This is a genomic window from Sphingomonas sp. P4_G2 (assembly GCF_056401155.1).
The window spans coordinates 649,029-661,293 of record NZ_JBFUJY010000002.1 but is presented as its reverse complement, the minus strand read 5'-3'; the positions used below and the strand labels follow the sequence as shown (position 1 = coordinate 661,293).

At 66.3% G+C, this 12,265-nt stretch carries 11 protein-coding genes and 1 tRNA gene; 3 read left to right on the top strand and 9 right to left on the bottom strand.

What is annotated here, in order from left to right; translation table 11 throughout:
• Positions 1-2 precede the first annotated feature (2 nt).
• The 3 genes from AC1DRD_RS08620 to AC1DRD_RS08610 form a co-directional block, all read right to left on the bottom strand.
• On the bottom strand, positions 3-1,139 hold the full coding sequence (locus AC1DRD_RS08620) for an efflux RND transporter periplasmic adaptor subunit (RefSeq protein ID WP_478041058.1): 1,137 nt from the start codon (positions 1,137-1,139) through the stop codon (positions 3-5).
• A gap of 76 nt (positions 1,140-1,215) precedes the next feature.
• A complete protein-coding gene (locus AC1DRD_RS08615) occupies positions 1,216-1,545 on the bottom strand; it encodes a DUF2946 family protein (protein ID WP_478041057.1) in 330 nt (109 codons plus the stop codon).
• 32 nt (positions 1,546-1,577) lie between these two features.
• Entirely contained in the window at positions 1,578-2,228 is a 651-nt protein-coding gene (locus tag AC1DRD_RS08610; RefSeq protein WP_478041056.1) for a cation efflux transmembrane domain-containing protein, read from the bottom strand.
• A gap of 67 nt (positions 2,229-2,295) precedes the next feature.
• Here AC1DRD_RS08610 and AC1DRD_RS08605 point away from each other — a divergent pair, with 67 nt between their 5' ends.
• On the top strand, positions 2,296-2,688 hold the full coding sequence (locus AC1DRD_RS08605) for a MerR family transcriptional regulator (RefSeq protein WP_478041055.1): 393 nt from the start codon (positions 2,296-2,298) through the stop codon (positions 2,686-2,688).
• Positions 2,689-2,732: 44 nt separating this feature from the next.
• Here AC1DRD_RS08605 and AC1DRD_RS08600 read toward each other — a convergent pair.
• The 3 genes from AC1DRD_RS08600 to moaA form a co-directional block, all read right to left on the bottom strand.
• Positions 2,733-2,807: transfer RNA gene (locus AC1DRD_RS08600), tRNA-Asn, on the bottom strand.
• Between the two features lie 68 nt (positions 2,808-2,875).
• On the bottom strand, positions 2,876-3,640 hold the full coding sequence (locus tag AC1DRD_RS08595; RefSeq protein WP_478030409.1) for an NAD kinase: 765 nt from the start codon (positions 3,638-3,640) through the stop codon (positions 2,876-2,878).
• Complete coding sequence (gene moaA, locus AC1DRD_RS08590) at positions 3,637-4,635, bottom strand: GTP 3',8-cyclase MoaA (RefSeq protein WP_478041054.1); 999 nt, start codon at positions 4,633-4,635, stop codon at positions 3,637-3,639. The genes AC1DRD_RS08595 and moaA overlap by 4 nt, the downstream gene beginning before the upstream one ends.
• A gap of 123 nt (positions 4,636-4,758) precedes the next feature.
• On the opposite strand from moaA, the gene AC1DRD_RS08585 reads away from it, so the two are divergent.
• Entirely contained in the window at positions 4,759-6,729 is a 1,971-nt protein-coding gene (locus AC1DRD_RS08585; protein ID WP_478041053.1) for a putative bifunctional diguanylate cyclase/phosphodiesterase, read from the top strand.
• 23 nt (positions 6,730-6,752) lie between these two features.
• On the opposite strand, the gene AC1DRD_RS08580 is transcribed toward AC1DRD_RS08585, so the two are convergent.
• Entirely contained in the window at positions 6,753-7,262 is a 510-nt protein-coding gene (locus AC1DRD_RS08580; protein ID WP_478030404.1) for a GAF domain-containing protein, read from the bottom strand.
• A gap of 353 nt (positions 7,263-7,615) precedes the next feature.
• Here AC1DRD_RS08580 and AC1DRD_RS08575 point away from each other — a divergent pair, with 353 nt between their 5' ends.
• A complete protein-coding gene (locus AC1DRD_RS08575; RefSeq protein WP_478030402.1) occupies positions 7,616-8,032 on the top strand; it encodes a hypothetical protein in 417 nt (138 codons plus the stop codon).
• Here the strand turns inward: AC1DRD_RS08575 and AC1DRD_RS08570 are convergent.
• The gene (locus AC1DRD_RS08570; RefSeq protein WP_478030400.1) at positions 8,008-8,517 is read right to left on the bottom strand and encodes a GAF domain-containing protein; all 510 of its coding nucleotides are present in this window, start codon (positions 8,515-8,517) and stop codon (positions 8,008-8,010) included. The two genes, AC1DRD_RS08575 and AC1DRD_RS08570, sit on opposite strands and share 25 nt — an antisense overlap.
• 157 nt (positions 8,518-8,674) lie before the next feature.
• Entirely contained in the window at positions 8,675-12,130 is a 3,456-nt protein-coding gene (gene mfd, locus AC1DRD_RS08565) for a transcription-repair coupling factor (RefSeq protein ID WP_478041052.1), read from the bottom strand.
• Positions 12,131-12,265: the final 135 nt, after the last annotated feature.

Here is a 12,265-nt window from a genome sequence, read left to right as displayed (position 1 = left end):
GCTCAGTCCTCATGCCCGGCTTCGGCCGCACCGAGCGCGGACTTGAGCGTGAAGCTGTTGGCCGCGGCGATCCGTTCGCGGCCGGTGAGCCCGTTGGTCACCACGACCATCGCGCCGTCCTGCCGCCCGAGCGTGACCGGAACCGCGCGAAAGCCGGTGCCGGTGCGCACGAACACGACGGTCTTGCCTTCCACTGTCTGCACGGCGGTCGACGGGACCCGGATCGTGCCGTCGCTTGTGCCTGGCAGCTGGATCGAGGCGGTGACCGGCTCGCCGGCGCGCCATTGCCCGCTGCGATTGTCCAGCATCGCGATGACGGGCACCTGGCGCGTTTCGGCATCGAGCACGGGCGAGACGAAGCTGATCCGCGCCGATTGGCTGCGCCCCGGTGAGGTGACCGCGACCGTCATGCCCGGCCGTACGCGTCCGGCATCGGCAGGGGACAAGGAAAGTGTGACACTCAGCCGATCGAGACGGGCGATGCGGAATAGTTCGGTCTCAGCGGCATCCGTCGCGAAATTCTGTCCGAGCATTGCGGACCGCGCGATGACCCGGCCCGAAATCGGCGCGGTGATGACGATGCGGTTGTCGCTACCGCCGCGCCCGCCACTGGCGGCGACCTGCTGGCGGGCGAGCCGCAGGGCGACATTCGCCTGTTTGGCGGCGGCGCGCGAGATCTCGACTTCGCGTAAGGGTCGGAAGCCCTTGGCGTAGAGAGCCTCGTCGCGCGCGAGCGTGGTTCGCGCCAGCTCGGCGGCGGCGGCGGCGCGCTGCACCTCGGCCTGAAGACCCGCCGCCTCGCGGCTTTCCAGCACTGCCAGCGTCTCGCCGCGCGTCACACCGTCGCCGAGATTACGGCGGAGCTCGACGATGCGGCCTGGCACGGTGGCAGCGACGATCCGTGTCGCCTGGGGATCGCTCGTCAGCAGCGCGGGCAGGTCGATCGCGCCACCGTTGCCGCCGATCGTCGGACTGACGACTTCGATCCCTGCGGTGGATATCTGTTGAGGCGTGAGGGTAACGACGCCTTCCTCGCCATGGCTGGCTTCGGCGTCCGCCTTGTTTTCAATGGGCTGGCTCGCGCCGCCGCAGGCGGCCAGGGCAAGCAGCAGCGGCAAGGCCGCGATATTGGGCTTCATGGGCAACTTCCCAGGACCGGCGGAAAGTCCGCGCGGGTCGAGCGTCAAGGATGGGCGGGTGCGCGGGCGCGCGGGATCAGGCGCGTGGCGGTTCGAGCGCTGGACTGACCATGCCTTGAGCGAGGCGCGATGTGCCGGATGCCCTGGGCGTATCGAGCGCGATCAGCATAGGCGGAAGCGCCAGAGAGGCGACCGGTGCCGTGACGTTGTGCCCGTGGCACGCGCCATGATGATGGGGAAAGGGCTGGCTGCCATCGGCGGGAGCCTCGTCCGCATCACCTTCGATATGCGCCATTTCGCTGCAGGCGGCCTCCGCTAGATAGTTCTCCTGTGCGTGTACGGTCGACGTCGCCACCAGGGACGACGCGAGCAGGCAGAGGAGAAGGAGCCATGCACGGTGCAGCATTGATGCCCGGATAGCGGTTCGCGGTCGCGCTGTCATCGCAAAGCCTCGGGGCGTTGCGGCCGCGCGCCGCGCCATGCCGGGATCGCCTCAGCAAGCACGCGCCACGCCGAGCGCAGGAACAGCAACGCGACGACCGTGCCCACCGCAATATCCGGCCAGGCCGCGCTGGTGGCGGCCACCAGTCCAGCCGCGACGAGGACGCCGATGTTCGAGAGGACATCGTTGCGCGAGCATTCGAAGGTGCTGCGCATGTTCACATTGGCGCCGCGGAAGCGCCATAGCAGGCCCAGACAGAGGAGATTGGCGGCGAGCGCGCCGGAGCCGAAGGCAAGCATGAGCGTGCTCGACGGCGGAATGCCATGCGCGAGCTTGTCGGCGATCTCGACCAGCACCACCATGCCGAACCCGAGAATGATCACGCCCTTGGCGATCGCCGCACCGGCCTCCCATCCGGGGCCGCGGTGCAGCGCGTAGAGGCTCAGCGCATAGACAAGCGCATCGCCGAGCATGTCGACCGAATCCGCCATCAGCGCGGAGGATCGCGCGGCCAGACCGCCGCCAAACTCGACGAGGAACATGGCGAGATTGATGGCCATGACGATGACCAGCACCCGCCGCTGCCCGGCCTTCGCGGCGAGTGAGGCAAGCGTGTCACCCTTCCTGGAGCAGCATTCGTCGGCCACGCGTGGATCCTGAGTCGTCGGTGTGCGGCTGGACCCATGCACCCTGAAGCCACTATAGGGTCAAGCTATGAAGATTGGCGATCTCGCACGGGCCACTGGCACCAAGGTGGAAACGATCCGCTTCTATGAGGCGGAGGGGTTGCTTCCCTCGCCTGCCCGCAGCGATAGCAACTATCGCATCTATGAGCAGGGACATCTTGTGCGCCTGTCCTTCATCCGCCGCTCGCGTGACCTAGGCTTCACGCTCGACCAGGTGCGCACACTGCTGCATCTGGCGGACGACCGCGATGCGCCCTGCGCCGAAGTCGACGCGATCACGACCGCGCATGTCGCCGAGATCGACCGCAAGCTCGCGGACCTGCAAGCGCTGCGCGGTGAGCTGGTTCGACGCCTGGATACCTGTGCTGGCTCGACCATTGCCGACTGTCGGATCATCGAGGCGCTCTCGCCAGCACTCTGAACGCAGGTCCGGGATTATTTGCCCGTCTCGGATCGTTACGGCGGTGGCTCCCTGAGTAGGATTCGAACCTACGGCCGCTCGATTAACAGTCGAGAGCTCTACCGCTGAGCTATCAGGGAACGTCACCGGAGCGCGCGTCTATACCTTCGCGCATTAACGATGCAACCCCTGATTTCCCGTTAAAACCTCAGGCGGCGAACTGCTCCATGGTGATGCGGTCGTCGAGCGCATGCTCGGGGTCGAACAGCAGGGTCAGCTCGCGCGAACGGTCGATCGCGATATCGACTTGTGCGACATCTCGTACCTCGTGCTGGTCGGCGACGGCCGATACCGGCCGCTTGGCCGCTTCGAGTACCTTGAGCGTGATCCGCGCCTTTTCGGGCAGGATCGCGCCGCGCCAGCGGCGTGGGCGGAAAGCGGAGATCGGGGTCAAGGCGATCATCGCCGAGCCGAGCGGGAGGATCGGGCCGTTGGCCGACAGATTATACGCGGTCGATCCCGCCGGCGTCGCGGCCAGGATACCATCGCAGGCCAGTTCCGGGATCACGACGCGATCGTTGACCGTGACTTCCAGCTTGGCGGTCTGGCGCGTTTCGCGGAGCAGCGAGACTTCGTTGATCGCCGGGTGGACGAACGTCTCTCCAGCGATCGTCCGCGCGGTCATCTGAAGCGGCGTGACCTTGAACGGACGCGTGCGCTCGAGCCGCGCGTCGAGCCCGTCGCGCCGCCAGTCGTTCATGAGGAAACCGACCGTGCCCAGGTTCATGCCGAATACGGGTACCGGATCGCGCCGATCGAGCATCGCGTGCAGCGTCTGGAGCATGAAGCCGTCACCGCCCAGCGCGACGACCAGATCGGCCTGTTCGACGGGCACCCACTCGTAGCTGTCTCGCAGCTCGCGCTCGGCGGCCTGGGCGGGTGGGGTCGGCGACGCGACCAGCGCGCGCTTCATCCGCCGGTCACGCTCATATGCCGCCCGACCGCGGGCGCGGCGCCGGCGGCGATGCGGAAATCGTGGCGCGCGGGCTTGATCGCCAGCGCCTCGTCGATCGCGGCATCGAGCCCAGTCATCCCGTCCGTGCGCAATGCCGCCTTCAGATCCACCTGATCGTCATGGCCGAGACAGGCATAGAGCCGTCCCTCGGTCGTCAACCGGACGCGGTTGCAGCCATCGCAGAAATTGGCGGTGAGGGGAGAGATCAGTCCCAATCGGGTAGGGCTGGCGCCGACGCGCCAATAGCGTGCCGGACCGCCGGTCGATCGCGGGTCGCGGATCAGGTCGAACCGCCGCGACAGATCGTCGAACACCGCGGTCAGCGGCACGAACCGGTCGGCGCGATCCTCGTCGATCGCACCCAGCGGCATGGTTTCGATCAGGCTGAGATCATGACCCTGCTCGACGCACCAGGCGAGCATTGCCGGAATTTCGTCCTGATTGAGATCCTTGAGCGCGACCATGTTGATCTTGATCGCCAGTCCCGCCGCCTTGGCGGCGGCAATGCCCTCGATCACACGCGACAGATCGCCATGGCGGGTGATGTGGTGAAAGCGATCGGGATCGAGGCTGTCGAGGCTGACATTGATCCGCCGGATGCCGGCGGTCCGCAGATCGCCGGCACAGTCGGCCAGCCGTGTGGCGTTGGTCGTCAACGTCAGTTCGTCGAGACCCTTCCCGACTTGCCGCCCCAACCGCCGAGCGAGATCGATAACGCCACGCCGCACGAGAGGCTCGCCGCCGGTCAGCCGGATCTTGGTCACACCGCGCGCGATGAAGCGTTCGGCGATGACGGCGATCTCGTCGAGCTCGAGCAACGCATCGCGCGGGAGGAAGCGCATGTCCTCGGCCATGCAGTAACGGCATCTGAGGTCGCAGCGATCGGTCACCGACACGCGCAGATAGCTGATCGTGCGGCCATGTCGGTCGATCAGGGCGGGGGCTGTCGCCATCGTGCTTTGACAGCTAGGGCGTCGTACCCCCTGCGGCAACCCCGATTAGCTGCGCGCGTTCCGATTGCGCATGGCCGATTGCGGATTGGCGAAGTCGCGTCGGCATGCGTAGAACCGCGCGCAATGGTCCCCAGCGATCCTCACACCGGAAACTCCCTGTTCTTGCTGTCGTTCCGGCAGCGCGGTGAATTGTCGGCGATCGCGGCGGAGGCGGGCTGGCGCGTGGTGGCCGCCCGGCGCGGCGACGGCGCAGCGCGGCGGTATCTCGGCAGCGGCGCGGCCTTGGCGGTGCTCGACGCTCGCGGAGCGCTGGGCGAGGGGCTTGCCGCCGCCAAGGCATTCGGTGAGGCCGCGCGCGTCCGCGGCGGTGCCTTGCTCGTGCTGGTGTCGCGCGACGACGTCGCCGCGCTGGGCGACTTCCACGCCGCCGGGGCGACGCATTTCCTGGCCAGCCCGTTCACCGAGCTCGAATTCGCCCAGGCGCTGCGGTTCGCCTGGCGTTTCGTCGAACGGATCGCCGGCGATTGGGATCGCGGCCGCGCGGTCGATCTGCTCGGCTGGCGCTACAATCGCCGCACGCGCCGCGTGCGCTTGACGCCCGCTTTGGGCAAACGGCTCGATCTGGGCGAAGAGGTCTCGCTCGGTACGGCGCTTCGCGCGCTGCCGCCCGACGATCGCGCGGCAGCGGCGGCGGCAGTCCGCCGTGTCGGCCGCGGCGGGGCGACCGCGTTCGCGCACGATCATCCAGGGGTCGGGCGGCTGGTCCATCATGTCCAGGCGACGACGGGCGATCCCTGGGTTCACGGATTGATCGAGGAACTCGGCACCGCGCCCAACGCGGCGGCGGAAACCGAGGAGGCGATCGAAGGCTCGTTCGACGCCGGCGCGGCCCGTGCATGGCTCGATCGCCGGCTGCAGCGCGGCGAACGCGCCAGCGCGATCCTGATCGCGCTCAGCCGCTTCGATCTGGTCAATAGCGGTTATGGCCGCCCGGCCGGCGACGCGCTGATCCGGGCGGCGGTCAGGCGGATCGCCGGCGTCGCCCGCACGACCCTCGGCAAGCGCCAGATCGTCGCGCGGCAAAAAGGCCCCGAATTCCTGGTCGGGCTCGAGGAGGCGGCGGACGCGGAAGCGCTGGCTGGGGCACTCGCTGAAGCGTTGGCGCGGCCTTTCGCGATCGACGGCACGTTGGTGGCCGTCGGCGCGCGGCTGGGCGTCGCCGCGGCGCGGGCGGACGAAACGGTCGAGGCGCTGTTGCGGCGCGCCAATGACGCGCTGGACGATGCGCGCGCGTCCGACGGCGCGACGATCCGCATCGCCGACGAACCCGCAATCGCCGAGGCTTTGTCGGTCGATCTGCGCCGGGCGATCGACAGCAACGAGATCGCGGTGCTGTTCCAGCCCCAGGTGGCGATCGCGACGGGCAAGATCGTCGGGGTGGAAGCCCTCGCTCGTTGGGAGCATCCGCGCTTCGGAGCGATCGGCGCCGATCAATTGTTCGCCGCCGCCGACCGCGCCGATTTGGGGCTGGCCTTGTCCGACCATATTCAGCGGCTGGCGCTCAGTCGGGCGGCGGCCTGGCCCGAAGCGTTGTCGGGCCAGCGGCTGTCGATCAACCTGACCGCCGCCGATATCGCGCGGCCAGGCTTTGCCGATATCCTGCTGGACCGCATCGATGCTTCGGGATTCGCGCGGTCGCGCCTGACCGTCGAGATCACTGAAAGCGGCCTGATCGACGATCTTGGTGCGGCGTCGACTTTACTTACCGGACTGAGACAAGCGGGCTGCCGCGTGGCGATCGACGATTTCGGCACCGGTTATTCGAGCCTCGCCTATCTCAAGGCATTGCCGCTCGATTACCTCAAGATCGATCGCAAGCTGGCGCAGGACATTGGCGGATCGCCGCGCGACCGTATCGTCGTGCGCGGCGTGATCGAAATGGCCTTGTCGCTCGGCCTGTCGGTGATCGCCGAGGGCGTCGAAACCGCCGAACAGCTCGACCTGCTCGCCAAGGAAGGCTGCCAATATTATCAGGGCTTTCTGTGCGCCGAGCCGCTGACCAGCGCTGCGCTTGCCGATCTGGTCGCGGCGTGAGCGGAGCCGGAAGCCGCCGGCCCTCAGGACGCCGTCTTCATCTCCTGATCGACGATGCGTTCGAGTTGCGCCCCGGCACCCTTGGCCAGCATGTCGAGCAGCACCAGTGCGTCATCGTCGATCGGATGGCCGCTGCGCCAATAGGCGCCGATCGCCGCGACCGGCTTCCCGACGCCGATCGGGGCGATCGCCACGCGGGAGACGAAAGTGGACTGATAGAGGTCGAGCGGCACACGCGGATCGGCGCGAATATCGGGAATGACGATCGTCCGGCGCTGGGTCATCGCCATGCCCGAGATGCACGAGCCGATCGGAAAGCGCTGACCCGTCCATAGGGGAGCGATGGCATCCTCGCCGACATAATGAACCTGGTCGCGCTCGCGCATGATCACGGTGACGCCGTCGCTGCGCAGGATCGCGCGGGCATCCGATCGCAATACCTCCAATATCTCGGCAAGCGAGCCAGCTTGCATCAAAGCCTCGGTGGCCGCGGTCATCAGCCGCCAGCGCTTGAAACGGACCGTCTTCCCCATGGCTCCTATCCCGTGCGCAAAACCTAGCGTTAGGCTCGGAGAAGTCCAGATTAGTCCATTTTGGATCAATTTTTTGTTATGGGCTAGCACGCAGGTGTACGCTGCCGCTCCAATGCTGGACGACGTACCGGGTATCAACGCGCGGTCGCGGACTCGTTTCGTCACGGTATCGCTTCTACAGCCAATTCGTCCCCGGCCGTCACTCCGGACTTGTACCGAGGCTCGATCGTCCTCCCGGCAGATCAAACTGCCGTTGCTCCCTGGATGCCGGAACAAACCTGACATGACGGGCAGGGCTCAACCCGCCGCCTTGGCTAGCCCTTTCGACAGGCGCTTGCCGATCTGGTCACGGTGTGAGCGAGGATCCGCAGAATCTCGGCGGGGTCTGGTATGGTCGCTACGACGCGCTGGGCTATGCCGATACCAATAATTTCGTCGCGCGGCTCGACGACGATGGCGGCGCGATCTCCGGAACGATCACCGAGCCCGATACCAGCGGGGGAACAGGCGTGCGGCGGGCCTTCGTCAGTGGCAGCCGAAACGGATCCGGACTGCGGTTCGTGAAGCAATATGACGGTGGCGCGCTAGCGCATGCGGTCCGCTATTCGGGCCAGATCAATAGTGACGCGACCGAGATATCAGGCACTTGGATAATCGTGAGCCATCACGGCATCTTCACGATGCGCCGCGAGAAATTCGCCGAGATCGACCTCGAACGCGAAGAGGAGGTCGAACTTGTCGGCCCTCAGGACGCCCACTTCATCCGCTGATCGACGATCCGCTCGAATTGCGCGCTGGCGCCCTTGGCCAGCATGTCGAGCAATACCAACGCGTCCTCGTCGATCGGGCGGCCGCTGCGCCAATAGGCGCCGATCGCCGCGACTGGCTTGCCGACACCGATCGGGGCCATCGCCAGGCCGACGAAATAGATCGAAAGATAGGCGTCGAGCGGCACGCGGAGATCGACGCGGATGTCGGGAATGACGATCGTCCGGCGCTGCGTCATCGCAATGCCCGAGATGCACGAACCGATCGGAAAGCGTCGCCCTGCCCATAAAGGCGCGATCGAATCCTCTCCGACATAATGGACCTGATCGCGCTCGCGCATCGCCACTGTCACCCCGTCACTGCCCAGGATGGCGCGCGCGCGCGACCGTAATATCTCCAGTATCTCGGCGAGCGACTGGGCTTTCGTCAGTGCCTCGGTCGCGGCGGTCATGAGCCGCAAGCGTTTGAAACGGACCGTCTTCTCCATCGCTCCTACCCCACGCGCGAATCCTGGCGTTACGTTCAGGGAGTAAAGATTAATTCTTTTTGGACCAATTTCTTGCCAGGTCAATCGATCGCGCAAATGCACGCCGATCCGCATCGCGTTGGCGACGATGGTCAGCGTGGGATTTAGAGCGATGGGCTTATCCTGCTGCCTTCGCCAGTCCCTTCGACAATTGCAGCGCGCCATTGAGCCGCGCCTGCGGATCGCCCCATTCGCGCGCGATCACCAGCTTGCTGTCGGGACGCAGCTTGGCGACTCCTTGCAGCCGCGCGACATAAGCGAGCAGGCCATCGATATTGGGCGGCTTGTCGTCGTGGAAGCTGACCAGCGCGCCCTTCGCGCCGACGTCGATCTTGGCGACACAGGCCTTCTTGGCGTTGAGCTTGATCTCGATGAGCTTGATCAGGTTCGCGGTCGGCTCGGGCAGGGGGCCGAAACGGTCGATCATCTCCGCGGCGAAGGCCTCGATCCCGTTCTGGTCGTCGAGTTCGTTGAGGCGGCGATATAGGCCCATGCGCAGGTCGAGATCGGGGACGTAATCCTCGGGAATCATGATCGCCGCGTCGACGGTAATCTGCGGGCTGAAATCGCGCGGACGCTGCGCCAGGCCGCCGGCGCGGGCGTCGAGGATCGCTTCCTCGAGCATCGATTGGTAGAGTTCGTAGCCGACTTCGCGAATATGCCCCGATTGCTCGTCGCCGAGCAAATTGCCCGCGCCGCGAATGTCGAGATCGTGGCTGGCGAGCTGGAACCCGGCGCCCAGCGTGTCGAGATCCGACAGTACCTTGAGCCGCTTGTCGGCGGTCTCCGTGATGATGCGATTGGCCGGCGTGGTCAGATAGGCATAAGCCCGTGTCTTGCCCCGCCCGACGCGGCCGCGCAGCTGATACAGCTGGGCGAGGCCGAAACGGTCGGCGCGGTGGACGATCATCGTATTGGCGCTGGGGATGTCGAGCCCGCTTTCGACGATCGTGGTCGACACCAAAACCTCGAACTTCTTGTCGTAGAAAGCGGACATCCGCTCCTCGACTTCGCCGGCCGCCATCTGACCGTGCGCGACGACATAGCGCACCTCGGGCACGTGTTCGCGCAGGAATTCCTCGATCTCGGGCACATCCTTGACTCGCGGCGTCACGAAGAAGCTCTGCCCGCCGCGATAATGTTCGCGCAGCAACGCCTCGCGCAGCACCACCGGATCCCAGGGCATGACATAGGTGCGTACCGCCAGGCGATCGACCGGCGGCGTCTGGATCACCGACAATTCGCGCAAGCCCGACATAGCCATTTGCAAGGTGCGTGGGATCGGCGTGGCGGTCAGCGTCAGGACGTGGACGTCGGTCTTGAGCGCCTTCAGTCGTTCCTTATGAGTGACGCCGAAACGCTGCTCCTCGTCGACTACGACGAGTCCGAGCCGCTTGAACTCGATGCCCTTGGCCAGGATCGCGTGCGTGCCGATGACGACGTCGATCGTGCCGTCGGTCAGACCTTCCTTGACGGCCTTTGCCTCGGCACTGCCGACCAGCCGCGACAGCCGCCCGACCTTGATCGGGAAGCCTTCGAACCGCGCGACGAAATTGTTGTAATGCTGGCGCGCGAGCAGAGTGGTCGGGCACACCACCGCGACCTGCATCCCGCCCATCGCCGCGACGAACGCGGCGCGCAATGCGACCTCGGTCTTGCCGAAACCAACATCGCCGACGATCAGCCGGTCCATCGGCTTGCCAGAGCCTAGATCGTCGAGCGATTCGGCGATCGCGCGGTCCTGATCGTCGGTTTCCTGATAGGGAAAGCGGTCGACGAACGCCGGATAGCCCGACGAATCGGGCTCGGCGACATCGGCTTGGCGGAGCGCGCGCAGCGCGGCGGTCGCGATCAACTCGCCGGCAATCTCGCGGATGCGCTCTTTCATCCGCGATTTGCGGCGCTGCCACGCCTCGCCGCCGAGGCGGTCGAGCGTGCCGCCTTCGTCGCCGCCGTAACGGCTCAGGACTTCGAGATTCTCGACCGGAACGTAGAGCTTGTCGCCGCCGGCATAGGTCAAAGCGACGCAATCGTGCGGCGCCTTCTGCACCGGGATCTGGGTCAGGCCTTCGTAGCGGCCGATGCCGTGATCGGCATGGACGACGAGGTCGCCTGGCGTGAGCGTCGCGAGCTCGGCGAGGAAGGCATCGGCCGACTTCTTACGGCGATTGCGGCGGACCAGGCGGTCGCCGAGCATATCCTGCTCGGTGAGCAAGGCGATGTCGGGTGCGGTGAAACCGTGATCGAGCGGCAGGATCGTGAGCGCGACACCGCGCTCCGCGGCGCCCTGCGCTTCCTGCCAGGTGTCGACGAGCTTCAGCCCGGTCAGCTCATGGTCCTTGAGCAACCCGGCAAGGCGTTCGCGCGACCCGGCCGAATAGCTCGCCAGGATTGGTTTCTTGCCGTCTTTCCGCAGCTTGTCGAGATGCTCTACGACCGCTTCGTAGATGTTGACGCCACTCGCGCGCTCGGGCGTGAAGTCGCGCGGGCCATCGACCTCGAAATCGAGCACGGTGTCGCTCGGTGGTTCGTGGAACGGCGTGGCAAGGTGCACCTTGGCCTGATCGAGCCGCGTCGCCCATTCGTCGGGCAACAAATAGAGCGCGTTCGGCGCGAGCGGACGATAGCTGCCCGGATCGCTCGACTGCGCCTTCAGGCGATTGGCGTGATAGTCAGAGACGGCCTCGAACCGCTGTTCGGCCGCCGCGGTGACGCCCGATTCGCGGATCACCAGCGCGTCGTCGCCGAGATGGTCGAACAGAGTCTCCAACCGCTCTTCGAACATCGGCAACCAATGTTCCATGCCGGCCAGCCGACGCCCGTCGCTGATCGCCTGATAGAGCGGGTCGCCGGTCGCGGTGGCGCCGAACTTCTCGCGATAGCGTGTGCGGAAGCGCTTGACCGATTCCTCGTCGAGCAGGGCTTCGGAGGCCGGCAGCAGAGTGAATCCATCGACTCGGCCGGTGGTGCGCTGGTAGGCGGCATCGAAGGTGCGGACGCTCTCGATCTCGTCGCCGAAGAAATCAAGGCGCAACGCCTGTTCCTCACCGCTCGGGAACAGGTCGACCAATCCGCCGCGCACAGCGAACTCGCCCTGGTCGTGGACCGTGTCGGTGCGGACATAGCCATTGGCCGACAGCAATATCGCCAATTTGTCGCGGCCGATCCGCTCGCCCGGCGCGAGGCGCGCGACGAGTTGGCGGATGCGGAACGGCGTCAGCGTGCGCTGAGTCGCGGCATTGGCGGTGGTGACGACGAGCTGCGGCTTCTTCGGCGCCTGTTGCAAGCGGTGGAGCGCGGCCAGGCGTTCGGCCATGACGCGTAAGGTCGGGCTGGCGCGGTCATAGGGCAGACAATCCCAGGCCGGATAGGTGACGATCTCGATCTCGGGCGCGAAATACCCCGCGGTCGCCGCGACAGCACGCATTTCGGCCTCGTCGGGCGCGATCAGCACCACGCGGCCCGGTGCCTGCGCGCGGGCGAGGTCGGCAAGCAACACCGGCAGGAACCCCGCCGGGACGCCGGCGAGGGTCAGGGGTGCTTTCGCGGAGAGGATCTTGCGCGGGTCGGTCATTTTTCTTCTTGTTCCCCTCCCTGCAAGGGAGGGGTTAGGGGTGGGTTCGGCGCGTAGCGCCGATCGATTGGCTTAGGGCTCGTTCCGGACGCCCGCCCGGCTTGCGCCGGGGTCGCGACCCACCCCTTAATCCCC